The sequence below is a fragment of the Acinetobacter sp. TTH0-4 genome (assembly GCF_015602665.1).
In the GTDB taxonomy this organism is placed as follows: domain Bacteria; phylum Pseudomonadota; class Gammaproteobacteria; order Pseudomonadales; family Moraxellaceae; genus Acinetobacter; species Acinetobacter albensis.
Window position 1 is genome coordinate 1,135,147 of sequence record NZ_CP059079.1, and the last position, 25,388, is coordinate 1,160,534.

Sequence of the window (25,388 nt, forward strand, 5' to 3'; positions counted from 1 at the left end):
ATTTTGAACAAAATGCATGTTTTTAGAATTTTGATTTAACAAGGGGATGTTTAATGAAACTTGTAAGTGGAAGTGGAGATGCAATTCATCCTGAATCTTTTTCTATTGCAACACTCGTGTATGCGCGATTAAGACGAGTCACGGGTCGGGTAATTGATGTAAAGTATTTAGTACAAGATCAAGTCTATGCCCAATATGTGATTGAATTAGCGACATCAACTCAGGATTTGGAACTCAATCAACATGCAATGCGGTTGCAGGCTTTAATGGGGATTGACGAAAAAATACAACACGTTGTATTACAAGAAATCCCGCAGCAAGAGGATGTGATTGAACCTGAAATAACCGAAGAAGAAATTTATAAAGCCCAAGTATCTCATCATTATATTGGTGCATTACGTTAAGTTTTAGGCTCAAAATACTCCAGATTATTTTGAGCCTAACTATACATTTGTCGTTTATGCATGGGTGGTGCATCATCTTTAAATCGTCAATTGAAGTTGATGGATGTGAACTGCCATCTTTAGGGGAATTCTGTATAATACGTTGACTTAACAATAAGGAATCTCTCATGCACTTGGCGGCATTGCATACTCCGAGCCAGATTCAACTCAATTCACAGGGTAATCTTAAACATTTCTTGACTATTGATGGTCTGTCTAAAGAAACCCTGACCAAAATACTTGATACAGCCCAATCTTTTTTTAATGAACAAAATCAATTGATCACCCTACCTTTACTTGAAGGTCGTACGGTGATGAATTTGTTTTTTGAAAATTCGACTCGTACACGTACCACATTTGAAGCAGCAGCCAAGCGTTTATCGGCCAATGTATTAAACATTGATATCGCACGTTCTAGTACATCTAAGGGTGAAACTTTACGCGATACTTTGTGGAATCTTGAAGCCATGGCAGCCGATATTTTTGTGGTCCGTCATTCATCTTCAGGCGCAGCACATTTTATAGCGCAAACAGTTTGCCCACAGGTTGCGATTATCAATGCTGGGGATGGTCGTCATGCTCATCCCACCCAAGCGATGCTCGATATGTTAACGATTCGCCGTGAAACTAAAAAGCCATTCGAAGCTTTGAGTGTTGCTATTATTGGAGATATTAAACACTCGCGTGTAGCACGTTCAGATGTAGCTGCATTGCAAACTCTAGGTTGTAAAGATATTCGCGTTATTGCACCGAATACATTGCTTCCTTATGGTTTTGAGGAATATGGTGCAGATGTTCGCCTGTTCAATAATATGGAAGCAGGCATTCAAGATTGTGATGTCATTATTACTTTACGGATTCAAAATGAACGAATTGACTCACCTGCATTAGCATCACAAGCTGAATTTTACAAAATGTATGGTTTAAATAAAGAACGTCTAGCGATGGCAAAACCTGATTGTATTGTCATGCACCCGGGGCCAATGAACCGTGGTGTAGAGATTGATTCCAGTATTGCAGATGGGCCACAAGCTGTGATTTTGAATCAAGTGACCAATGGGATTGCAGTGCGTATGGCTGTACTTGCACTTTCGATGCAAGGTCAGTTGCAAGAGAAGGGTTTAATTGAAGCGATTGCGGGATAATAAAAAGTCATGAGTATAGTCAAAATTGAAAATGTACGTGTCCTCGATCCAATCAAACAAACGGATAGCGTAGAAACTGTCTATCTCGCACATGGTCAATTGGTTGCAGCTACAGATCAGGTAGATGAAATTATTGATGGTGATGGTAAATGGCTTATGCCAACCATGGTTGATTTGTGCGCACGATTACGTGAACCAGGACAACAACAGCATGGAACATTGAAGTCTGAAGGAAAAGCGGCACGTGAAAACGGTATTTTGCATGTCTTTACTCCGCCAGATTCAAAACCGATTGTGCAAGACAATGGCGCCCTGATTCATGGCTTGGTTGACAAAGCGATGTTGGATGGCGGTATTTATTTACAAGTGATTGGTGCCCAAACACAAGGTTTGCAAGGTAAACAACCTGCCAATATGGCTGCTTTGAAAAAAGGCGGTTGTACTGCTGTGTCTAATGCTAACGCACCTTTTGTAGATGATGATGTGGTCTTGAGGACTCTAGAGTATGCAGCAGGTTTAGGGATGACGGTTGTGTTTTATGCCGAAGAACCTCAAATTGCAAAAGATGGTTGCGTGCATGAAGGTTTTATTGCATCACGACAGGGTTTACCCATGATTCCAACTTTGGCAGAAACCGTGGCCATTGCAAAATATTTACTGATGGTCGAAGTGACCAAAGTACGTGCGCATTTTGGTTTGTTGTCGTGTGGTGCTGCGGTCGAATTGATTCAAATTGCAAAAGCCAAAGGTCTGCCTGTAACTGCAGATGTGGCAATGCATCAATTACATTTAACTGAAAACTTAATTGATGGTTTTAATGCTTTAGCGCATGTACGCCCACCTTTACGTGCTGAAAAAGACAAACAACTTTTACGTCAAGGTTTAAAAGATGGCATCATTGATGCGATTTGTACGCATCACGAACCACTCAGCAGTTCCGCAAAATTGGCGCCGTTTGCTGAAACTGAGTCAGGTATTACCGCTTTTGATACTTATGTTGCATTTGGTATTCAGTTGGTGAATGAAGGTCTATTTGAGCCATTGGAATGGGTAGAAAAAGTTACGCTTGCACCAGCAAAAGTAGCCCATATGGTTGATCGTTGGGTGAAAGAGTCTGGTTGGACTTTGGTTGATCCTAAACTAGAATGGTTAGTCACTAAAGAATCGCTTCTTTCTCAGGGTAAAAACACACCGTTGATTCATCAGAAAGTGATTGGTAAGGTCATTCAAACATTTACAGCTTAAGTGAGTTAAGTTGTTATCAAAGTCAGCTTCGGCTGACTTTTTTATTGAAGAAAAATAATAGTATTCAAGTTATACAATTATTTACATTGTTTAAAAAATCACCCGATAAACTACAAATATCCATGAAAAAAACAGAATAAGAGGAATAATCAATGAATATTAATTTAATCGATTTACTTAAGCAGAAAGTTTCTGCGGTGGTGTTAGAAGGTGAAACCGAACACCTCAGTGAGAAAAGTCAGGCTTTAAGCAGTTTTTACCCGATATTACTCTCTATTTTTAAATCTAAACCTGAACTAATTAGCAATGTACAAAATCAACTTAATCCCAGATTATCAGATATTTTTAGCGCCAATCCTGCATTAAAAAATCAATTTTTAGAACAGATTTCAGGAACTGTTCCTACAGCCGTAATTGAATCTACTTTAAACAGATCCATTGCACCAACGCTTGGCGTTTTAGAAGAAGAGGCAGGGTCGAGTGAGCCGAATGCAATTGTTCATTTAATTGAAACGCATTGGAATGACGTGTCTAATGCTTTACCGCATTGGGCACTAGCATTGTTAAGTGCTTTAGGAATCAGCACAGCATCTGGGCATTCTCTGCATCAAGCACCTGAAACAGAGCCTTATCCAGTTGTTGAAGAAAAAAAGAAAACTGGCTTTTTACTGCCATTAATTGCTTTAATTATTTTAGCCGCACTACTGGCCTTAATTTTTAGAGCGTGTTCAGATAAAAAAGAAACTGAACCGACAACGATGGCTACCCAAACGGCTGCCAGTGAACCTGCGAAATTACAATTAAGCACGGGTGCAACAGGGGATTTAACCACTTGCCAATTGTATTCGGGTAATGCAAGTTATGTTGATATTTTACAACAAAATATCAAGCAAATCTTTAATCATAATTTAGGCTGTGGTGCAGAAACGACTGCAAATTATCATACGGAATTTATTGATCAAGATGCTATTCCAAGTGTATTAAAATTCGTAAAAGGTGTGCCGAATGCTTCATTAACTTGGATAGGAAATCAACTTTCTGTTCAAGCGGCTAATCCTACTGACGCTCAGCAATTGGCGGCAAAAATTCAACCGCTTGTTAGAAATATGACAGTGACTACACCTGCGGCAGATATGGCAACCAGTATGCCTATGGATAACAATACGGCAATTACCAGTGGAAATAACAATGCTGAAAAAGCCTTAGCTGAAATTAATCCAGATAATATCCGTGCCTTAGATGTAGCAACGGCACTGAATTTACAAATTATTAATTTTGATACTGCCAGTGCTCAGATTCCAGATGCTAATAAAGCAATTTTAGATCAAGCTGCAGGATTAATGAAACGTGCACCTCAGGTTAAATTAACAGTTAAAGGGCATACAGATGCGGTAGGAAATGCAAACTCAAATAAAACTTTATCGCAAAAACGCGCTCAAGCAGTGGTCGATTATTTGGTACAACAAGGTGTAGATCCTGCACAACTGCAACCAGTGGGTTATGGTCAAGAACAGCCTGTAGCGGATAATGCAACCCCTGAGGGTCAATTTAAAAATCGACGTATAGAGTTTGAGGTTTTAAATACTGAAACTGGTGTGGTCCGTGAAGTCAATGATGAAGGGATCAAGCAACAATAAATAAGAGATTTAAAAAAAACTCTGTTTAATAACAGAGTTTTTTTTTAAATATTACTTATGTTCTACGTTTTAAATTTAAATTTATTTGTAGATGAATATGAGAATAGAAAACATTTATATTCTAAAGCTTCAAAGTTATTTCTAAAGTGAAACAACGATGATTAAGATGCTGCCCTGCTTCAATCAGATGTAAAGAGGCTATACGCTCGTGTTTTAATCAAACGGGAGAAGTGATCAGTATTAAAAAAAGTAAATTATTAAAATAACAAACTTCTCTGATCCCAATGAAAGAATGTTAAATAAAAGGAAGAATTGATTCGTAGTTTCTTTATTGGCATGCTGTGCTTAATCTGAAAGTGTGAAAACAATATGCGTATTAGTTTTATTGGCGCAGGACGAGTTGCGAATCAACTTGCTTGTGCTCTAAATGTCCATCATCAAATTATTCAAATTTGTAGTCGAAGCCTTGAGTCTGCACAGACACTGGCGATTCAAGTAAATGCAACGGCTACATCGAATATTATAGAACTTAATCCCGAAATTGATTTGCTGATTATTGCTGTGAGTGATTATGCGATTGCTTCGGTGATAGCAGATATAGCTCCACAATTATCTGACGTTCTGATTGTGCATACATCAGGAAGTACAGATATTGAAATTTTAACCCAAGTGCATGCACGATCAGGTGTATTTTATCCGTTGCAAACTTTTAGTTTAGGGAGAGAGGTAGCTTGGTCCTTAACATCATTATTTATAGAGGCACAGCAGCCAAAAGATTTGGTTATATTACTGGATTTAGCAAATCAATTGAGTCAACGAGTTTATCCATATAATTCTGCACAACGTTTAAGTTTACATTTAGCAGCAGTATTTGCCTGTAATTTTACCAACTATTGTTACGATATGGCCAAGCAAATTGTAGATACTCAACACGTTGATTTTTCATTGCTTTATCCATTGATTTTAGAAACAGCCAATAAAGCACTCAGTAATGATCCTAAGCAAATGCAAACTGGGCCTGCCATGCGTGGTGATCTGAATATTTTGAATATGCATGAACATATGTTGAATGAAGAACAACGAGACGATTTAAAACAAGTTTATACATTGTTGAGTCAACAGATTTTGCAAGCACATCAGAAATAATCTGAATTCTCAATTAAATCAAGCAATGTATATTCTGAATTTATCTGGAGAGCAAAATGGCAAAGGATTTTAAGAGTCAATCTGTGGTTGATGGTTATGATTTACATATTCGTAAACTCATTCCAGGTTATGAGGTGGTTCATCAGCAAATTCAAGCTTTATTAAAAACCTATGTGAAAGAACATGCGCATATTTTGATTGTGGGTTGTGGAACGGGCTATGAGCTGGGTTATTTATTGCAACTATTTCCGCACTGGACATTTACTGCGACTGATCTCTCTGCAACTATGCTGGAGAAGGCAAAACAATATATTCAGCCCTTAAATGCCTCGCATCGAGTTCAATTCATTTTAAGTGATGTTACCGAGTTAAAAAAAGAGCAATCTTATGATGCTGCTCTCTCTATTTTAGTCACACATTTTGTCAGCTTTCAGGATAAGTCAAATTTCTTTGAAGCCATTTATGAAAGTTTAAAATTGCAGGGCATTTTTATTACTTTTGATTTAACTCAAATACAGTCAGAGCAAGAATTGGAAACGCTAAAAAATGTGGTCGAAATAAATGGCTTGAGTAGCGCGCAATCTACAGCCATGATTCGCCGTTTAACTGATGACTTCTATCCTCTTTCATCTCAGGAAACAAGTGATCAGCTCAATAAAAGCGGTTTCAATTCAATCATGCCGTTTACCCAAATATTAGCCTATCAAGGTTTTATTGCTTTTAAAAACTAAGTTTTTAAAAGCCAAGCAAATAAAAAATGGCTCATATTGAATGAGCCATTTTGATTAATTTTATTTATTTGATTTTCTTAAACAGAAAATCATTAATTTTATGACCTTCCTCTAAGCCACGTCGTTCAAATTTGGTTTGCGGACGCCAATCTGGACGTGGATAGCTATTGCCTTTACCTGCCATATTTTCAAGGTTCGGACGGTTATCTAACACATCTAGCATCCATTCAGCATACGGTTCCCAATCGGTAGCCGCATGGAATGTACCACCTATTTCTAATTTTTGTTCAACCAGTGGCATACGTTCATGTGAAACAAAACGGCGTTTGAAATGACGTTTTTTTTGCCATGGATCAGGGAAATACAGTTGTACTGCGTTAATGCTGTTATCTGGCATTTCACGTAAGACTTGAATGGCATCGGCATCAAGCAAACGTAAATTGGTTAAATCCGCCATGCTTGCTTCATAAACACACTGGGCGATACCAGGAATATGCACCTCAATACCGAGGTAATTGCGTTCAGGGTTGGCTTTAGCCATCATGACTAATGAACGACCCATACCGAAACCAATTTCCACCGTTAAAGGGCGTTCTGGATGTTCAAAATGTTGGCGTACATCAGCGACAGGATATTCCAAAATTAAGTGAGCGTATTGTTCAAGCGCAGTACGTTGAGAAGTATTGAGTGGAGAAGAACGACGCATAAAAGTAACAATTTCACGATGTTCATTCAGGTTATCCAGCTCGACGACTTGCTGGTCTAATTGATCGTTCGACATAACTTTGGCAAATGTAAAAAATTTCAATGCGGTATTTTAAGTGTTAAGAGGTGTAAGTCAAATTTTTTACTTCACCGAATCGAATTAAATGAAGAAATCAGGGGCTAAAAAAAATAGAGCCACGAGGGGCTCTTTTTAAAATCATTAAACTTAATTTGGATTATAACGGTCAATCAAGACATTGCTGGCTTCATTTAAACCAATGATATTCACTGTAATATTTTGATCTGCAAATTTCTTTGTCACATTATTTAGCATATTGACTGATGTAATATCCCAAATATGCGCATGCGTTAAATCAATTTCTACATGAGAAATATTTTCCTTAAAGTCAAAAAAATTAAAAAATTTGTCTGAACTGCTAAAGAAAATTTGACCTGAAATCACATAATAACGTGTACTTGAATTTAAAAGGGTAGAGCTAACCTTGACTTCGCTTTCAAGTTTATTGACCAAAAATAGAGCTGAAAGTAAAACGCCTACTAATACGCCGAGTGCAAGATTATGCGTAGTGAGTACCATGATGACGACCGTGAATATGACGATATTACTTTGTTTCGGGTGCTTAGAAAAATTTCGTACTGAATCCCAATTAAAAGTGGTAAAGGCCACCATGATCATAATTGCCACTAAAGCTGCCATAGGAATGTAAGCCAGCCAGTCTTTCAGAAAAACCACTAAACACAATAAAAATACACCAGCAACCAACGTGGATAAGCGAGTACGTGCACCTGAAGATACATTAATAATCGATTGACCAATCATGGCACACCCCGCCATGCCACCCATAAAGCCACTGACAATATTGGCAAACCCTTGACCACGGCATTCTTGATGACGGTCGCCCTCAGTTTCAGTGATTTCATTGACAATGGTTGTCGTCATCATGGTTTCTAATAAACCAACAGTTGCCAACGTTATAGAATAAGGAAAAATAATTTTCAGCGTTTCAAAATTGAGTGGAATTTCAGGAATTAGAAAAATAGGCAAGGTGTCAGGAAATGTGCCTAGGTCACTGACTGTGCGCATATCTGAACCGATGAAAAGTGTAATCAGACTTAAAACAATAATACAAATCAGGGGAGAGGGAATCAGTTTGCCAATTTTAGGCACGTGCGGAAATAAATAAATCAGCAACAAGCCTAGAGCAACAAAAAAATAGCCTAAGCTATCCATTTTGCTTAATTCTGGAAGTTGTGCGACAAAAATTAAAATTGCCAGTGCATTTACAAAGCCATACACCACAGACTGAGATACAAAACGCATCAGTTTGGCGATTTTAAAATATCCTGCTATGACCTGAATGATCCCCGTTAAAACGGTTGCCGCGAGTAAATACTGTAAACCGTGGTCTTTGACTAAAGTCACCATCAATAAAGCCATTGCACCCGTCGCAGCAGAAATCATGGCGGTGCGTCCACCAAAGAAAGCAATGCTTACTGCTATACAGAATGACGCATACAGACCAACTTGCGGATCGACTCCAGCTATTGCTGAGAAAGCGATAGACTCAGGAATAAGTGCTAAACCGACCACCAAGCCAGCCAATATATCGGTACGAATATTGGAAAACCATTCTTCTTTTTTCAGACTAATCACGAGATTAATTTTCATCAAACTTTAAAGTTAGGTATGTTAAAACATCTTTAGAGAAAAAAGCAGGGCAGATAGACTTGAAAAAACCTCAATTTTAGACAATATTCAAAAGGTAAATATTTTTTATTCATTGATGCTTTTTTGCAATTTACAGGTTCGATCACTTGAAAGTTTGTTAGAAGAGATTTAAAACAGTTAATAGTTAAATAACAAGGATCAAATATGAAGCTTTATTATGCCCCTGGCGCGTGTTCACTAGCATCACATATTATTTTAAATGAAATTAATGTCGATTTTGATTTAGAGCGTGTAGATTTAAAAACCCATAAAACAGAAAAAGGGGCTGACTATTACGCCATTAATCCCAAGGGCTATGTTCCAGCATTAGAAATTAATCCTGGCTTGATTCTCACCGAAAATGTAGCAATTTTACCCTTTTTGGCACAGCATGATCCTAAACAAGATTTGATTCCACCATCTGGCTTAGGTCGTGCCAAAGTTTTAGAATGGTTAGGGTACTTGAATTCAGAATTACATGATGCATATGCCGTTTTCTTTGGCACACCGTTGTCTGCTGAAGCAAAAGAAAAAGCCTATGCAGAAATTGATCGTTTACTGACACACATTGATAAAACTATTAATGAATCAAATAACGATTATTTGGTTGATGATAATTTTGGTCCAGCCGATGCTTATCTATTTGTACTCACCAATTGGTCAAATCATATCGAACATGATTTAACACCGTATATTCATATTGTAGCTTTGCGCAATAAAGTTGCAGGGCGTCAATCTGTACAAATTGCAATGCGTGATGAAGGGCTTATTCCTTAATCCAGTTTTGATTGGAAAGCACCTGAGGGTGCTTTTTTATTTGATCTAATAAAAAATATTTGTATCCGCTTTCGGCATCATAATTTTAATTTTCTTCACTTTTTTTTAAATGTCTTTGAAGTTTCATAATCTATAAATTTAATATTATTGATTTTTAATCAATAATATTTTGCATTATTGAGAATTTTTATCAATAAAAAATTTGAGTATATTGACTGTCGAAACCAATTATTCAGAGTAAATCATGCTTAATATCTTGATTATTAATGGCGCAAAAAAATTTGCACATTCAAATGGAGAGTTAAATGACACTTTAACGATCTTAGCCCAACAGGTGTTTGTTGAATTAGGACACACGGTTCAAATTTCACGTGCAGATTCTAATTATGATATTCAAGAAGAAATACAAAAATATATTTGGGCAGATGTTGTCATTTATCAGATGCCAGGCTGGTGGATGGGTGCGCCTTGGACGGTCAAAAAATATATTGATGATATTTTTACGGAAGGACATGGGACTTTATATGCCAGTGATGGTCGATCACGAAGTGATACTTCTAAAAAATATGGTTCTGGTGGACTTATTCACGATAAAAAATACATGCTGTCACTCACCTGGAACGCACCTAAAGAAGCTTTTACCCAAGCCGATCAGTTTTTTGAAGGTGTGGGTGTAGATGGTGTTTATTTACCATTTCATAAGGCCAATCAATTTTTAGGAATGCAAGGTTTAAACACTTTCATTGTGCATGATGTGATTAAAATGCCAAATGTTGAGCAATATGAAAGTGAATATCGTCAACATCTTATAGATATTTTTGCCTAGCGGATAATCAATAGAGAATAAATTATGTTGACGATTATTGCTGAAATTCAGATTCGTTCTGGCGCGAAACATTATGAAAATGTATGTCAAGCATTTAAAAAAATAACGCCGATAGTATTGTTAGAGAAGGGATGTTATGGCTATGAGTTATTGACAGATTATTTAACAGAGGTCGATTTTCAAACCAAAGTGCCTGACTCAATTACCCTGTTAGAGCATTGGGAAAGTATGCAACATTTGAATGCTCATTTAAAAACAGCACACATGCAAGCTTATCAAGAACAGGTCAAAGGTGATGTGATAGGTGTGAAAATAAGGATTATGCAAAAGGGGTTGTATATATAAATTATTTTAAACACGAATTGAATGCTTAAATAAAAAGGCGAGATTAATCGCCTTTTTATATTCACTTGAATTTACTTAAAGAAATAACCAGTTTCGGGTGAGCTCGCATTAGCCATGCGTTTACGTGGCATACGACCCGCTAAATAAGCTTCACGTCCAGCTTCAACCGCTTTTTTCATCGCAGATGCCATTAAAATAGGATTTCGTGCAGCAGCAATAGCCGTGTTCATGAGTACGCCGTCACAACCTAACTCCATGGCAATAGCAGCATCGCTAGCCGTTCCTACGCCAGCATCAACCAGTACAGGAACTTTAGCATTTTCTTTAATAATTGAAATGGTATGCGGATTTAATATGCCGAGTCCTGAACCAATTAAACTGCCTAAAGGCATAATTGCGACACAGCCCATGCTTTCTAACTCTTGAGCTACAATTGGATCATCCGACGTATAGACCATAATTTCAAAGCCATCGTCAATTAAAGTGCGTGCTGCTTTTAAGGTTTCGGTAATATTGGGGTAAAGTGTTTTTTCATCTCCCAGCACTTCCAGTTTAACCAAGTTATGACCGTCTAAAAGTTCACGTGCAAGCATGCAAGTACGGACTGCGCTATTGGCATCAAAACAGCCTGCCGTATTCGGTAAAATGGTATATTTTTCAGGGGGTACAACAGAGAGTAAATTCGGTTGATCAGGATGTTGCCCAATATTCACACGGCGTATTGCCACGGTTACAATTTCTGCGCCACTGGCTTGAATGGCTACATCAGTTTCAGTTAAATCTTTATATTTACCTGTACCGACCAGCAAGCGTGAATTAAAAGTACGAGAACCAATGATCAATGGGGTGTCTTGCATAAGAGCTCCGAATTAGCCGCCGCCGACGGCATGAATAATTTCAATATGATCTTCAGCGCAAATGAGAGTCTGTGCCAATTTGCTTTTAGAAATGATCATTTCATTGTGTTCAACTGCAAAGCGTTTTCCATCTAATGCCAATTCTTGAATCAAGTCTAAGAGGGTATGACACGTGGTATTTTTTGACTCTCCATTTAAATAAATATGCATGTGATTCTCCTTTTTCACTTCATTATTTTGCATATTTTAATGCATTCCAAGCCAATAATAACCAAGCTGCGATCATGAAAGCGCCACCGATCGGTGTGATTGCACCGAGTATTCGAGGCAAACCCAAAGCCATGAGATAGAGTGAGCCACAAAAAAATAAAATGCCCAATTGCATTAAAATAAAACTGGTTTTGATCGGTAACTGTGGAATAATTTTAGCTAAAAGAGCCAGCGCAAATAGTCCAAGCGCATGATAGAAAAAATAGTCGGTTGCTGTATGCCACCAACTCAATTGCACATCAGTTGCATGTGCTTTTAATCCATGTGCCCCAAAGGCACCTAATAGCACAGCTACAGCTAAATTAAGAGCGGCAATTGCAATCCACATAAGCAATAATCGTAAGAGTAAATTTGCGACCAACCTTAGCATATTTTAGGTTTTACTCAAAAGACAAAAGCGAACTTTAACTAAAGGTCAAATATTAAAAAAAGGGCACGCAGCCCTTTCTTAAAATGTATTTAAACTATTAATTGGAAGACATAGCGACTTTAATTTTTTCCATCGCATTTTTTTCTAACTGACGAATACGTTCAGCAGAAACATTATATTCAGCAGCTAGTTCGTGCAAGGTAGATTTTTCATCATCTAACCAACGACGTTGTAAAATATTGCGTGACCGATCATCCAGCTGATCCATTGCACTATGAAGTGCAGAGCTACTCTGTTCTTCATAGTCTTCCTCTTCAGCTAAGCGTGCAGGATCATAACGGTTGTCTTCTAAATATAAAGCAGGTGCTAAATGCGTTGAACCTTCATCATCGTCATCGCCTTGTGCTTCAAAAGCAGCATCGTATGCAGTTAAACGCCCTTCCATTTCCAAGACTTGTTCTGGCGTGACATTTAAGTCATTGGCAATCGATTTGGCTTCTTCAAGGGTAAGTTTTTTACTCGATTTTTTCAAACTACGCAGATTAAAGAATAATTTACGTTGCGCTTTCGTCGTTGCAATTTTAACAATACGCCAGTTGCGAATGACGTACTCATGAATTTCAGCTTTAATCCAATGCACAGCAAAAGACACTAAACGAACACCCATGTTGGGGTCAAAACGCTTAACGGCTTTCATTAGGCCTAAGTTACCTTCTTGAATTAAATCGCCCTGTGGTAAACCATAACCCGCATAACTACGTGCAATATGTGCGACAAAACGCAAATGCGACATCACAAGCATTTTTGCAGCATCTAAATCTTGATCGTAATAATAGCGTTCAGCCAATTCTTTTTCTTGATCAGCCGTTAAAATCGGAATTTGGTTAACAGTACTTATATAAGCACCGAGATTTACCCCTGGCGCCGATAATGACAGGGGCATCAATCGATTGCTGCTGTCACTCATGTGTTCTCCTTGAGAGCTGGATGACATAATCATTTAATTTTATCTTACATCCAATATTTAACTAAATTGAGAAAGATTGGGTATAAAAATGTAATTTTTTTTACAGATTTGGAAAGGATAGTTTAATTGAAAATAATTAAGATTCAATTAAGTAGTGGTATTCAAAATCAGAAATTTTGCTCATATCACATTTAAGTTCATGAATTTGGCAATAGCGTAGAACGTCTTGCTGACTGTGGGGGTCGGAAGACTTAAGAAGAAATAAACGCTCTAAGTTGTTCTTGAAGGCTCGTTTCAACATCAATAAAGGCATTGGGCAGGGTTTGCCCATCGCATCAATAATAACTGCTAGCTCTGATCTATTATTCATCGCTTTAAAATCAAAATCATTTAAACAAATGTTAGCAAATTTAATGCCAAACAGAAATAAATTTATTGAATAACAACATAAAGATACTTTTAGAAAAAAAGTGATACTTAAACCAAAAAGGAAGCTGAATTAAAAGGAAAATTAATCAAAAAAAACAGTATGAATTGTCAGAAACCCATGTTAAGCTCGTTGCGTATTCAGATTAAAGACATGACTAAAAACGTCTTAAAAATGAATACTGCAATGGATATAACCGGGATTTTGTTAATAGTAATACAGAATGATTACAAGCTTAGAAATAATAAATATTTTTAAACCTTGTTTACTCTGCTGTTTGCAACACCGGGTGGTCCTTCTATTAAATACAATGAGGATTAACTTATGACAGCTCGTGAACAAGGCGTAGTTAAATGGTTCAACGACACTAAAGGCTTCGGCTTTATTCAACGTAACGGCGGCGATGACGTTTTTGTTCATTTCCGTGCCATCCAAGGTGACGGTCACCGTTCACTTCGTGACGGTCAACGCGTTGAATTCAGCGTAGTTAAAGGTCAAAAAGGCTTCCAAGCTGAAGAAGTACAACCTTTAGACTAATCGCCTGATTATTCATGAGAACGCCCCAATGTAATTTGGGGCGTTTTTGTTTATAATAGACGTCTATTTTAGTGATTATTAAGTTAGAGCATCTTTTATGTCATCTGGTTTTGAAACCTTAAATTTACATCCGAAACTTAAACAAGCTATTGACGCTTTAGGTTTTAAAGAAATGACGCCCATTCAGGAAAAGGTTTTAAAATTCACATTGGCTGGACATGATGCTATTGGTCGTGCTCAAACAGGAACGGGGAAAACTGCTGCATTTTTAGTCAGTGTTATTAATGATTTGCTTAATAATCCAATCAAGGAACAGCGTTTTCGCGGTGAAGCACGTGCGCTTATTCTTGCTCCAACACGCGAGTTGGCTTTGCAAATTGAAAATGATGTTAAAGACTTAACCAAATTTACTGACTTGCATTTCGTGACCTTATTAGGTGGCGTGGACTTTGATAAACAAAAGACCCAGCTTAATAAACAATTTGTCGATATTATTGTGGCAACTCCTGGTCGTTTAATCGATTTCGTTGAGCAGAAAGAAGTTTGGTTAGATCAAATCGAATTTTTGGTGATTGATGAAGCAGATCGTTTATTGGATATGGGGTTTATTCCTTCTGTTAAGCGAATCGTGCGTTATTCACCACGCAAAGAACAGCGCCAGACGCTGATGTTTTCTGCAACATTTAGCTACGATGTTTTAAATTTAGCGCAGCAATGGTTATTTGAACCAGTAACAGTGGAAATTGAGCCTGAAAAGAAAACCAATGCAGATGTAGAGCAACGTGTTTATATGGTTGCTAAAACAGATAAATATAAATTGCTACAAGAAATATTGCGTGATGAACCGATTGAAAAAGTCATGATTTTTGCGAATCGTCGTGATCAAGTGCGTAAATTATATGATCATTTAAAAAGAGACGGTTATAAAGTCGTGATGTTATCGGGTGAAATTGCCCAAGATAAACGGACCAAAATGCTAGATCAATTTAAAAATGGTCAGCATAATATTATGATTGCGACCGATGTTGCGGGTCGAGGCATTCATGTCGATGGTGTTTCACATGTGATTAACTTTACATTACCTGAACAATCAGATGATTATGTACATCGTATAGGTCGTACAGGTCGTGCGGGTGCAAGTGGTGTAAGTATTAGTTTCTTATCTGAAGATGATGCATTCTATCTTCCAGAAATTGAAAAAGCGATTGGGCAGAAGTTACCATTGACTCGATTAGATGGTTATTGTTAATTGTCGTTAAAACATACATAGAAACTAAAAAGCCGCTTGGTAATATAAGCGGCTTTTTTGATGATATTTTTAATATTATCGAATATGAATACGATAAAATTAATTCGCTCGACAAGTAAAAGTCAACACAGTCAGGTAGTCTTCATCACGCGCGATGCTGGTGTTTTTGCCTGCTAAAGTACCAATGACGCTTGCTGCAGCTTGAATCATTTGTCCAGTTTGTTCATCCACGACATTTTTCAATGCACCGTTATATTCTGTTTTTTCATCGACCACAACAACCGTTGCTTTTTTCCCACAGGTCGTATTTGCAGCACTGATTGCATTATTTTTAGCAATTAAATTGCTTTTGCCTATACCTGTAACTTCGTACTGATTATTTTCTTTTTGAATGGCTAAAGAATTGGTCGGATTTGATGCACAAGCAGTAAGTGCTAAGGTTATCGCGACTGTAGAAGAAAGTACAAAAAATTTATTCATTTTTTTCTCTGCTTTGTTTTAAAAAGATTAAAGAGTATTTGAGCATAACTTTTTAAATGAATTTTAGAAAAGTTGTATGAAATATGCAGTTTTATAATAACGCTTTGTGATTTCAGGATTTCAGGATTTCAGGATTTCAGGATTTCAGGATTTCAGGATTTCAGGATTTCAGGATTTCAGGATTTCAGGATTTCAGGATTTCAGGATTTCAGGATTTCAGGATTTCAGGATTTCAGGATTTCAGGATTTCAGGATTTCAGGATTTCAGGATTTCAGGATTTCAGGATTTCAGGATGTAAGATAAAACTGACATTGCTTAAATGCGCTAGAGTATCTAAATCATAATATGCTAATCTTGCTAAAATATTTTTAAGATATACAAGCCAATGACGGATTTAGCGGTAGATATAGTTCATCAAAATATTCATCAACGTCAGTCGATTGGTCATTTAATTGAACCTGCTCCGAGTGCAGCACAACTTGAAAAAGCTTTTCAAGCTGCCTTGACTGCACCAGATCACCATCGTATAAAACCCACCCGTTTCTTAGTGGTTTCTGCTGATCAGCGAGAGGCTTTTGGCAACTTGCTTTCAGAGGCCCTGATGGATTTGGGTGAGACAGATCATACTCAATTAGAACGCGTAAAAAATCATCCATTTCGTGCTCCAATATTGGTGTTGGCTTTAACCTCTTTCCAGCCTCACCCTAAAGTTCCATATTTTGAACAGACTTTAAGTACAGGGGCGTCGATCCAAAATTTTCTTTTATCATTGCAAGCTCAAGGTTTTTCAACTATATGGCGCAGTGGAGCTGTCGTTGAATCCACTTTATTGAAGCAAAATTTGGGTTTAACCAAAGATGATTTAATTTCTGGAATTATTTATATTGGTACAGCAGCAAAAGTGATTTCTGCACGTGCAGAAGTGGCAACAGAAAATTATGTGAGTTACTGGAATCAGTAATTTTTTTGAACAATGAGTTGAGATATAAAAAGAATGTCAGAATTGAAGTTTACAGATCTTGTTGAGTCGGTTCCAGTTGCCGATAAAACAGCATTACGTGTCACAGTTTTAGGTGGTGGAAGTTTTGGTACTGCAATGGCAAATACAGCAGTACGAAATGGTTGCGATACTATTATCTGGATTCGCGATCAGGCAGCTGCAGACGAAATAAATAATACGCATATTAATCAACGCTATTTGCCTGATTTTACTTTGGAGTCAGGTTTAAAGGCAGTTTCTGATTTGCAAGCTGCTGTTTGTAATCGTGATATTATTTTGGTGGCTATTCCAAGCCATTCCTTTCGCGATGTCTTGAAACAGATTAAACCTTTTATTAGCTCGCAAGCCATCGTTTCTTTAACCAAAGGAATTGAAGCGAAAACGTTTAATTTTATGAGCGATATTATTCGTGAGGAATTACCAGAGATTCCTTATGGTGTACTTTCAGGCCCAAATTTAGCCAAAGAAATTATGGCCGGACAACCTGCGGGTACGGTTATCGCGAGCGAATCAGATTTGGTTCGTTATGCAGTTCAGCAGGCTTTACACAGTGCATTATTTCGTGTATTTGCCAGTGACGATGTGCATGGCGTAGAACTAGGTGGTGCATTAAAAAATATTTATGCTGTGGCGATGGGAATGGCAGCGGCTTATAAAGTCGGTGAAAACACCAAAAGTATGATTTTAACACGTGCTTTAGCAGAAATGAGTCGCTTTGCCGTGAAATTAGGAGCAAATCCTTTAACCTTCTTGGGGTTATCGGGTGTGGGTGATTTATTTGCTACTTGTAGTAGTCCATTAAGCCGCAATTATCAGGTTGGTTTCGCATTGGGTTCAGGCAAAAGTTTGGAGCAGGCCACTCAGGAATTGGGTCAGACCGCAGAAGGCATTAATACCATTGTACAAGTGCGAAGTCGTTCTGAGGAGTTAGACGTCTACATGCCGATTACTGCTGCATTATATGATGTGATTTTTGAGGGAGCTCCACCCTTAACGATTGCACTTTCATTGATGAAAAATGGTCATCGTAGTGATGTAGAGTTTGTTTTACCCCATCACGAAGTTTAATTTGGATTGAGAGCTGGCACCGATATCATTGTCATAAAGCTTGGTTATACTCGCGGCATATCCATTATTTAGATAGAAAGGAATTTTATGCAACTTACTCTGGTTCGACATGGAGAGGCTTCTCCTGCCATTAATGGGAATGATGACAAGCGTCCATTAACCGAGCGCGGACATCATCAAGCGCAACAAACAGCAGACTATTTAAAAACGTTAATCCAGCCCGATGTATTTGTAGTAAGTCCTTTATTACGTGCGCAAGAAACTTTGGCACATATACAACATTATTTTAAAGATGTGCCCGTGATGTTGTGTAATCACATCAAGCCAGAAGATGATGCAAAAGTAGCGGTCGAATGGTTATCGCAATTGCCTTATGAGTCGATTGTGGTGGTATGTCATATGAATGTAGTGGCTCATATTTCAGCTTTGTTGACATTAGAACCTTTTCAGCCCTATGCTCTGGCTGAAGTACGTTTGTATGAACAATCTGTCATTGCAGCGGGCTTATCTACAGAATTTAGCAATTTTATTCCAAATATCTAAAAAATTAATTAAAACGGCAGAAAAATATTAATGTTGTACTTATGGATGCCTGAAACCAGTGGGGTTTGGCAGTGGTCAACTGGTGAGAGCTGGTATCAGGCCTCTAGTCTTGAACATTTAATTCAAGAGACACAAATATATCACGGGGAAGAAGCAGTTGTTTTTTTCCCCAGCCGTGATGTGCAAATCCTTCAACAAACCTTAGCCAAGTCGCAATATAAAAAATTGGGTGTGGAAGGGGTTAAATATTTATTAGAAGAATTTGTGGTTTTACCTATAGATTCCATGAAGGTGTTGCATCAATTTCAGCATCCAGATCAATTGTTTATTTTGGGTGTCGCACAGCATAAAGTTGAAACCTTACAACACGCGTTAACCTTGATTCCTGTTAAGGTTATTTCTTTATTACCTGATTTTTTGATTTTACCGATACCCGAAGCTGGTGAAACGGTAATAGCTAATGTTTCGGGGCGTTTATTGGTTCGTGAGAATGAGTTTATAGGGAATTCAGTTGATGACCTTGCGCTATATCTAGATTTTCAGCCGCTCGAACAACAATATCGAATTAGCAATTTGACTGCTGAGCAAATGCACACTTTAGAAGCGCGAGCAACACATGAGCAGATAACATCTTTTCATTATGCATTACCAGCGCTAAAAAAAGCCAAAGCTCATCCTTTTAATATCTTACCTAAAGCTAAAAATAACACTGCAGTTTCAGGTTACTGGAAGGCATGTATGGTTCTATTTTTTGCAGCTCTAATGGTACAGTTTATTTATGATGCAACTCGATGGTACAAATATAAAAAAGTAGCAGATCAGACTGCAATACAAGCAGTAGATCAATATAAATATTGGTTTGGGCAAAGTAGTCGAGTGACTGAGCAAAACTTGAAAAGCCAGTTTGAAAGTCAGATGCGTTTAAATAAAGTTGCCAATACTCAAGCTTTACAGTTAATCAGTCGCGTGGGGCCTGTTTTAATGCAAAATCAGATTGTTGCCCAGCGTATTCAATATGATGCTTCAGGATTAAGTATGGAGCTAAAAGCAAATTCTGCTGCGACTTTACAAAATTTGACAGAACAGTTAAATCAACAAGGATTTAAGGTTGAATTAGGTAATATTCAACCAGATGCTGCGGGTGCAATTGGATTGGTGAAAATACAATAATGAAAACATCAGAAAAAATGCAAAATGTGATTGATCAAAATATTGAAAAAATAACTGACTATTTAGAGCAATTATCTAGCCGTGAACGCTATATGGTTATTTTTACCACGCTCTTTGTGCTGGTGGTTGCTGTGGGTTCTGCGCTGTGGTTTATGCATGCGGCAGCCAATAAACAGCAAAACCGTGTCAATGATCTGAAAGATATGATCGTGTGGATGCAAAGCAATGCAGTGACGATGAAACCTGCCAGTGACTTACAATTAAGTGCAGTAGATAAAGTACAGCGTGTGGCCCAGCAACAAGGTTTATCGGTCGTATCACAGCAAGCAGGTGAGCAAATCCAAATTGTGGTTGCACATGAAAATTATGCAATTTTAGCCAACTTTTTAACACAACTTGCACAAATGGGGCTAAGTCTCGAAAAATTAGAATTAAGTTCTGAAGCAGGACAGATCAAATTAACCGCATTAGTGCAATAAAGTAGAAAAATAAAGCATAGTGAAGCATGGTGTTTTCGATAGCCTATGCCTATAATATGGCGACTTAAAAAGCAGTAGACTTTTACAGATATGTTGTATTCTCTTGCACGTCCTTTGTTGTTTTCTTTAGCACCAGAGCGTGCACATGAGCTGACATTATCGTTATTGAAATCAGCTCATCGCTTGGGCATGATGCGTCAAAGCATCGCCTCTAAACCTGTTACATGTATGGGTATTGAATTCCCCAACCCTGTAGGTTTGGCCGCAGGTCTGGATAAAAATGGTGCCTATATTGATGCTTTGGCTGGTTTGGGTTTTGGTTTTATAGAAATTGGAACCATTACACCGCGTCCACAGATTGGGAATCCGCATCCACGCTTATTCCGTTTGCCTGAAGCCAAAGCGATTATCAACCGTATGGGTTTTAATAACGATGGGGTCGATCAGCTGATTGAGAATGTTAAAGCTGCAAAATTTAAAGGTATTTTAGGGATTAATATCGGTAAAAATGCTGATACACCTGTTGAACAAGCAGTCGATGATTACTTGATCTGTCTTGAAAAAGTCTATAATTATGCTTCTTATATCACTGTCAATATTTCATCTCCAAATACCAAAAATTTACGTAGCTTACAAAGTGGCGATGCTCTGACTGAATTGTTAGAAACTTTGAAAAAGCGTCAACTTGAATTGGCTGAAGAACATCAACATTATGTACCTTTAGTGCTTAAAGTGGCGCCAGATTTAAGTTCTGAAGATGTTCACTTTATAGCAAAACAATTAATCCAATTTAAAATTGACGGCTTAATTGTCACCAATACTACGCTATCACGTGAAGGTGTAGAAAATTTACCTCATGCAGATGAAGCGGGTGGGTTGTCTGGCGCACCAGTATTTGAAAAAAGTACAGCATGTCTTGCTGAGTTTTCAAAAGTATTACAAGGTCAAATTCCACTGATTGGTGTTGGGGGGATTTTGGCAGGCGAGCAAGCAGTCGCAAAACAAAATGCGGGCGCAAACCTTGTACAAATTTATAGTGGCCTCATATATACAGGCCCAGCACTCATTAAAGATTGTGTTGATGCGTTAAAAACAGCATGAATGTCTTAGATATCTTTATACTGATTATTTTGCTCATTGGAGGGCTAAACGGTTTGCGACAAGGATTTGTTAAAGCCTTTGCGAACTTGGTAGGATGGATTTTTGCACTTATTCTTGGTGCAAAATATGCGACCATTCTGGCACCTTCGATGGTCTCGTTAAGTGAAGACCCGGTCGTACAAAAAATCGCGGCTTTTGCATTTATTGTTTTATTAATTGTAGTGTTCACATGGATCGTCACTGCTTTCCTGAATAAGATACTCAAAAGTTTAAAGCTTGGCCCACTTAATCGATTGGCAGGTGGCGCATTTGGCTCTTTAAAAGGGCTCTTGATTGTATTAATTACTATGCAAGGACTAGGTCCTTGGGTGGAAAGTTCTCCCCACTGGAAACAATCTAAACTGATACATATGCTGATGCCTTACGCACCATGGGCAACACAACTTTCTAAAGATGCTGCGCATGGTGCTCTCGAACATATCAAGTCTGAAGATGCTCAGAAATCTTCAAACTCATCATCTGATCAATCGCGGAAAACAGAAACGCGTACAGATGAATCAACAAATAATCCTTTTTATTAATCCTAGCTTGTTTGCGAGGTTGCTATGTGTGGAGTAGTTGGTATAGCTGGTAAATCACCTGTTAACCAAATGTTGTTTGATGCATTAACGATGTTACAGCATCGTGGTCAGGATGCAGCCGGAATAGTGACTAGTCATGAAGGACGCCTGTTTTTGCGCAAAGACAACGGGATGGTGCGAGATGTTTTTCATACGCGACACATGCGTGCATTGCTAGGAAATTATGGTATTGGACATGTCCGTTATCCTACTGCAGGTTCTTCGAGTAGTGCTGAAGCACAGCCATTTTATGTGAATTCACCTTATGGAATTACTTTGGCACATAATGGTAATTTGACCAATGCTGAAGAAATTCATGAAGATTTGTTTAAAACAGATCTTCGTCATATGAATACCGATTCAGACTCTGAAGTCCTTTTAAATGTATTCGCTCATGAAATGCAAAAAAGTGGCAAGTTAAATCCGACACCTGAAGACATTTTTCAGTGTGTATCAAGCGTACATGATCGTTGTAAAGGCGCTTATGGTGTTGTAGCTATGATTACGGGTCATGGTTTGGTGGGTTTTCGTGACCCAAATGGTATTCGTCCACTCATTTATGGTTCGCGTGAAACTGAAAAAGGCATGGAGTATATTATTGCCTCTGAATCTGTTGCAATTACTGCATTGGGATTTAAAGTTGAGCGTGATATTGAGCCAGGTGAAGCAATTTTTATTACTTCTGAAGGCGAATTGTTTAGCAAACAATGTGCGGCTAATCCTGAATATCGTCCATGTATTTTTGAATATGTGTATTTTGCACGTCCAGATGCGACTATTGATGGTATTTCAGTTTATAAAGCGCGTTTGAAAATGGGTGAGAAACTTGCCTATAAAATTTCGCGTGAATGGGGTGAGGAACATGATATTGATGTGGTCATTCCTATTCCAGATACGTCGCGTACCTCTGCTTTAGAATTGGCAAAAATTTTGGGTGTTAAATTCCGTGAAGGGTTCATGAAGAACCGTTATATCGGACGTACCTTTATTATGCCAGGTCAGAAGCAACGAGAAAAATCGGTTCGTCAAAAACTCAATCCTGTTGAGCTTGAATTTAAAGATAAAAATGTATTGCTGGTGGATGACTCGATTGTTCGTGGCACCACATGTAATGAAATTATTCAAATGGCGCGTGATGCAGGTGCAAAAAAAGTATTTTTTGCTTCAGCTGCACCGATGGTTAAATACCCAAATGTATATGGTATTGATATGCCAGCTAAAGATGAACTGATTGCATCTGGACGTAGTGTTGAAGAAATTCGTGAAATTATTGGTGCTGATCGTTTGATTTTCCAAGATTTGGAAGACTTAAAAGGTGCAGTACGTACCAGTAAAGTTCCTGCGGTACAAGACTTTGATTGCTCAGTTTTTGATGGCGTCTATGTGGCAGGTGGTATCGATGATGCTTATTTAGATGAACTTGAACGCAAGCGTAATGACTCAGCAAAGAAAGCAGTGGGTGGTTATATTGATGTAAATATTGATGCTGCATCAGTAGATTTAACTGGCGTAAGAGAAGAATAAAATTTTCTTTAATGTAAGGAAAAGCGGGTAATTCCCGCTTTTTTAATTTATGATAGTTCAACAAATACAATGTAATAAAGGGTCTTTACATTGAAGAGTGTAAGTTATTCTTTTATTCAAAATAAAAATATGGTCTGGTCTGCGAGCGTGTGTATTCTGGCAGTATTATTTACACTCTTTATTTTAAATATCATCTTAGGCCTCTTGGTTTTTTATATTGATCAGACACAGTCTATTTTTTGGCATGTATTAAGTCCGTATTGTATTTTGCTGATATTAAGTGTCATGTTGACTTCCATCCTTTATGAATTTTACGTGTTCAGGTCAGGTGGACATTCATTAGCAAAACAATTGGGCGCACGCCAGTTAAGTCTAATAGAAAGTATTCCTGAAGAAAGTATTGTCTTAAAAATTACTGAACAATTGGCCAATACTTTTCGAATTGAAACCCCGACTGTTTATGTTCTGCCAGATGAAGTGGGCGTTAATGCATTAACAGCAGGATTTTACCCGCGTGATATTGTGGTTATTCTGACGTGGGGAGCGTTGCAAAACTTAGATGAAATGGAATTATATGGATTATTAAGCCATGAATTCAATAAAATTTTATCAGGTCAAACTGCTGAAAATACGCGCTTAAAAATTCTCTACAGTAGCTTAAGTACATTTAGTCAATGGGGCGGTAAAATTGCTAAGCTCGGGTTTACCAAACACGGGCAAGTACAAAGACATAAATTTGCTACTTCGTTTGTAGCGATGGGTGGCGTGATTTGGCTGATTGGCAGCCTTGGAATTTTAATTACTCGTTTCATTAAATACATTACGCTGGGCGGTCGAACTTACAAAAATGATCAGAAGACCAAACGCTTGATACAAAATGATGCCAACATACAGACTTTACTCAGAATTTATGTGCATCACTCTGGTTCACAAATTCATAGTGAATACGCAGAGTCTATTTCACATATGTGCTTTGCCAATTCGTTGAGTCCACAAAATTGGATGAATATTCATCCGAGTATAGAGCAGCGAATTTATGAATTAAACCCGAGTTTAGTCCAAGATTTACAACTTGAAAATTTAAGAAAAATTCAAAATCAGCCACTATTTAGCTTATTTAGATCACTGGATGAGATGAATGGAGAGCTTAATTCTCCTTGGAATTCTCCACAACCATTACCTTTGTTGCGTCTATCACCAATCAGTTTTGCTATAAATGATGCGATAAAACCTTTAAAACCAGAAATTCGAAATAAAATTCCACGTCCAGAATTAATTAAAAGAGCTTTACAGACTTCAACTGGATCTCGGGAAGTAATGGTGGCGATTTTGATGATTCGCCAATACCGTGAATTTATTCCTGCTGAAGCTGAAGTGAGCCGGGCAATTGTGGATTCATTGCTAAATTTGGATGGTCGTATTCATATTGCAATATTTCATGATGCTTATAAAAATATTGGTTCAATGCCAGCAAGCATAGCACGTCAATTTGTAATGAAATTGGCACGCATTATTCAAGAAGATGGAGAAATTGGACTTCTAGATGCTTTGTTAATTGAATGTGTAAAATTTGAATTAAATTTACTCCCTTTACATGCACCCACTGCTTTAGAAGAAGTGAAACCACAAATTGTGCGCTTGATTGATGCTTTACTGCATGTCCAGCAAATTAATAGTTTGCAACAGATTGATGTCCGTGAAAAAATTCTAAAACGAGTTCTAACGTCTAAAGAAATAGAAATGTATACCGAGATTTCAGATGAACCCATTGATTTATCTGAAATTTTAAATGATATTGCAGGTTTATTGCTTCGAGATCGTTTAAGTATTTTAAGTGTGGCAGAAATATGTTTATGGAATGATCGGATTATTACTCAAGATGAACTTGATGTACTAGAGTTGCTCTATTGGCGTTTAGGTTTTCAGACGGAAGACATCATTGATGAAATGCAGAAGAAAAATAGTTTAATCATTGTATAGATCCAAGGATAAAAGG

28 protein-coding genes are annotated in these 25,388 nt (G+C 37.7%); 20 read left to right on the plus strand and 8 right to left on the minus strand.

Annotated elements, in window-relative coordinates; genetic code table 11:
• The first annotated feature begins 53 nt into the window (after positions 1 to 53).
• From H0S58_RS05205 to H0S58_RS05230, 6 genes are all read left to right on the plus strand, one after another.
• Positions 54 to 404: a hypothetical protein gene (locus H0S58_RS05205; protein WP_193891190.1), complete on the plus strand. Its 351-nt coding sequence runs from the start codon at positions 54 to 56 to the stop codon at positions 402 to 404.
• Positions 405 to 571: 167 nt separating this feature from the next.
• Positions 572 to 1,588, plus strand: a complete 1,017-nt coding sequence (locus H0S58_RS05210; RefSeq protein ID WP_053578178.1) for an aspartate carbamoyltransferase catalytic subunit — start codon at positions 572 to 574, stop codon at positions 1,586 to 1,588.
• 9 nt (positions 1,589 to 1,597) lie between these two features.
• Positions 1,598 to 2,833 (plus strand): dihydroorotase, encoded by a 1,236-nt coding sequence (locus H0S58_RS05215; protein WP_195727343.1) that lies wholly within the window; start codon positions 1,598 to 1,600, stop codon positions 2,831 to 2,833.
• A 152-nt stretch (positions 2,834 to 2,985) separates the two neighbouring features.
• Positions 2,986 to 4,470: an OmpA family protein gene (locus H0S58_RS05220; protein ID WP_195727344.1), complete on the plus strand. Its 1,485-nt coding sequence runs from the start codon at positions 2,986 to 2,988 to the stop codon at positions 4,468 to 4,470.
• Between the two features lie 369 nt (positions 4,471 to 4,839).
• Positions 4,840 to 5,616, plus strand: coding sequence for a Rossmann-like and DUF2520 domain-containing protein (locus H0S58_RS05225; protein ID WP_195727345.1), 777 nt, complete (start codon positions 4,840 to 4,842; stop codon positions 5,614 to 5,616).
• Between the two features lie 56 nt (positions 5,617 to 5,672).
• A complete protein-coding gene (locus H0S58_RS05230) occupies positions 5,673 to 6,347 on the plus strand; it encodes a class I SAM-dependent methyltransferase (RefSeq protein ID WP_195727346.1) in 675 nt (224 codons plus the stop codon).
• A 64-nt stretch (positions 6,348 to 6,411) separates the two neighbouring features.
• Here H0S58_RS05230 and trmB read toward each other — a convergent pair whose 3' ends face one another.
• Entirely contained in the window at positions 6,412 to 7,128 is a 717-nt protein-coding gene (gene trmB, locus H0S58_RS05235; protein WP_053578173.1) for a tRNA (guanosine(46)-N7)-methyltransferase TrmB, read from the minus strand.
• Positions 7,129 to 7,278: 150 nt separating this feature from the next.
• Entirely contained in the window at positions 7,279 to 8,727 is a 1,449-nt protein-coding gene (locus H0S58_RS05240; protein ID WP_195727563.1) for a SulP family inorganic anion transporter, read from the minus strand.
• Between the two features lie 219 nt (positions 8,728 to 8,946).
• Here H0S58_RS05240 and H0S58_RS05245 point away from each other — a divergent pair, with 219 nt between their 5' ends.
• From H0S58_RS05245 to H0S58_RS05255, 3 genes are all read left to right on the plus strand, one after another.
• Positions 8,947 to 9,558 carry a glutathione binding-like protein gene (locus tag H0S58_RS05245; protein WP_053578172.1) on the plus strand — a complete coding sequence of 204 codons (612 nt, stop codon included), beginning with the start codon at positions 8,947 to 8,949 and terminating at the stop codon, positions 9,556 to 9,558.
• A 244-nt stretch (positions 9,559 to 9,802) separates the two neighbouring features.
• Entirely contained in the window at positions 9,803 to 10,384 is a 582-nt protein-coding gene (locus H0S58_RS05250; protein ID WP_193891207.1) for an NAD(P)H-dependent oxidoreductase, read from the plus strand.
• 24 nt (positions 10,385 to 10,408) lie between these two features.
• A complete protein-coding gene (locus H0S58_RS05255; protein WP_195727347.1) occupies positions 10,409 to 10,729 on the plus strand; it encodes a putative quinol monooxygenase in 321 nt (106 codons plus the stop codon).
• Positions 10,730 to 10,800: 71 nt separating this feature from the next.
• Here the strand turns inward: H0S58_RS05255 and H0S58_RS05260 are convergent, their stop codons facing one another.
• The 5 genes from H0S58_RS05260 to H0S58_RS05280 all read right to left on the minus strand — a co-directional run bounded on the left by H0S58_RS05260 (position 10,801) and on the right by H0S58_RS05280 (position 13,563).
• Entirely contained in the window at positions 10,801 to 11,586 is a 786-nt protein-coding gene (locus tag H0S58_RS05260; RefSeq protein WP_092720613.1) for a thiazole synthase, read from the minus strand.
• A 12-nt stretch (positions 11,587 to 11,598) separates the two neighbouring features.
• Positions 11,599 to 11,796, minus strand: coding sequence for a sulfur carrier protein ThiS (gene thiS, locus H0S58_RS05265; RefSeq protein WP_053580222.1), 198 nt, complete (start codon positions 11,794 to 11,796; stop codon positions 11,599 to 11,601).
• 22 nt (positions 11,797 to 11,818) lie between these two features.
• Positions 11,819 to 12,184, minus strand: a complete 366-nt coding sequence (locus tag H0S58_RS05270; protein WP_195727348.1) for a DUF423 domain-containing protein — start codon at positions 12,182 to 12,184, stop codon at positions 11,819 to 11,821.
• A 139-nt stretch (positions 12,185 to 12,323) separates the two neighbouring features.
• Positions 12,324 to 13,193, minus strand: coding sequence for an RNA polymerase sigma factor RpoH (gene rpoH / locus H0S58_RS05275; RefSeq protein WP_053578168.1), 870 nt, complete (start codon positions 13,191 to 13,193; stop codon positions 12,324 to 12,326).
• 136 nt (positions 13,194 to 13,329) lie between these two features.
• Positions 13,330 to 13,563 carry a sulfurtransferase TusA family protein gene (locus H0S58_RS05280; RefSeq protein ID WP_081405726.1) on the minus strand — a complete coding sequence of 78 codons (234 nt, stop codon included), beginning with the start codon at positions 13,561 to 13,563 and terminating at the stop codon, positions 13,330 to 13,332.
• A 381-nt stretch (positions 13,564 to 13,944) separates the two neighbouring features.
• Here H0S58_RS05280 and H0S58_RS05285 point away from each other — a divergent pair, with 381 nt between their 5' ends.
• The gene (locus tag H0S58_RS05285; RefSeq protein ID WP_004648643.1) at positions 13,945 to 14,157 is read left to right on the plus strand and encodes a cold-shock protein; all 213 of its coding nucleotides are present in this window, start codon (positions 13,945 to 13,947) and stop codon (positions 14,155 to 14,157) included.
• Between the two features lie 97 nt (positions 14,158 to 14,254).
• Positions 14,255 to 15,406: an ATP-dependent RNA helicase RhlB gene (gene rhlB / locus H0S58_RS05290; protein ID WP_053578167.1), complete on the plus strand. Its 1,152-nt coding sequence runs from the start codon at positions 14,255 to 14,257 to the stop codon at positions 15,404 to 15,406.
• Positions 15,407 to 15,505: 99 nt separating this feature from the next.
• On the opposite strand, the gene H0S58_RS05295 is transcribed toward rhlB, so the two are convergent.
• Positions 15,506 to 15,886 (minus strand): hypothetical protein, encoded by a 381-nt coding sequence (locus tag H0S58_RS05295; RefSeq protein WP_195727349.1) that lies wholly within the window; start codon positions 15,884 to 15,886, stop codon positions 15,506 to 15,508.
• 386 nt (positions 15,887 to 16,272) lie between these two features.
• On the opposite strand from H0S58_RS05295, the gene H0S58_RS05300 reads away from it, so the two are divergent.
• From H0S58_RS05300 to H0S58_RS05340, 9 genes are all read left to right on the plus strand, one after another.
• Complete coding sequence (locus tag H0S58_RS05300; protein ID WP_195727350.1) at positions 16,273 to 16,848, plus strand: nitroreductase; 576 nt, start codon at positions 16,273 to 16,275, stop codon at positions 16,846 to 16,848.
• A 33-nt stretch (positions 16,849 to 16,881) separates the two neighbouring features.
• A complete protein-coding gene (locus H0S58_RS05305) occupies positions 16,882 to 17,955 on the plus strand; it encodes an NAD(P)H-dependent glycerol-3-phosphate dehydrogenase (protein WP_195727351.1) in 1,074 nt (357 codons plus the stop codon).
• 87 nt (positions 17,956 to 18,042) lie between these two features.
• On the plus strand, positions 18,043 to 18,498 hold the full coding sequence (locus H0S58_RS05310; RefSeq protein ID WP_092720618.1) for a SixA phosphatase family protein: 456 nt from the start codon (positions 18,043 to 18,045) through the stop codon (positions 18,496 to 18,498).
• A gap of 30 nt (positions 18,499 to 18,528) precedes the next feature.
• On the plus strand, positions 18,529 to 19,668 hold the full coding sequence (gene gspL / locus H0S58_RS05315; RefSeq protein WP_195727352.1) for a type II secretion system protein GspL: 1,140 nt from the start codon (positions 18,529 to 18,531) through the stop codon (positions 19,666 to 19,668).
• Positions 19,668 to 20,147: a type II secretion system protein GspM gene (gene gspM / locus H0S58_RS05320; protein WP_195727353.1), complete on the plus strand. Its 480-nt coding sequence runs from the start codon at positions 19,668 to 19,670 to the stop codon at positions 20,145 to 20,147. The genes gspL and gspM overlap by 1 nt, the downstream gene beginning before the upstream one ends.
• A gap of 90 nt (positions 20,148 to 20,237) precedes the next feature.
• Positions 20,238 to 21,248, plus strand: coding sequence for a quinone-dependent dihydroorotate dehydrogenase (locus H0S58_RS05325; protein WP_053578160.1), 1,011 nt, complete (start codon positions 20,238 to 20,240; stop codon positions 21,246 to 21,248).
• A complete protein-coding gene (locus H0S58_RS05330; protein WP_053578159.1) occupies positions 21,245 to 21,829 on the plus strand; it encodes a CvpA family protein in 585 nt (194 codons plus the stop codon). The genes H0S58_RS05325 and H0S58_RS05330 overlap by 4 nt, the downstream gene beginning before the upstream one ends.
• Positions 21,830 to 21,853: 24 nt before the next feature.
• Complete coding sequence (gene purF / locus H0S58_RS05335; RefSeq protein WP_053578158.1) at positions 21,854 to 23,392, plus strand: amidophosphoribosyltransferase; 1,539 nt, start codon at positions 21,854 to 21,856, stop codon at positions 23,390 to 23,392.
• A gap of 90 nt (positions 23,393 to 23,482) precedes the next feature.
• Positions 23,483 to 25,372 carry a M48 family metalloprotease gene (locus tag H0S58_RS05340; RefSeq protein WP_092720622.1) on the plus strand — a complete coding sequence of 630 codons (1,890 nt, stop codon included), beginning with the start codon at positions 23,483 to 23,485 and terminating at the stop codon, positions 25,370 to 25,372.
• Positions 25,373 to 25,388 lie beyond the last annotated feature (16 nt).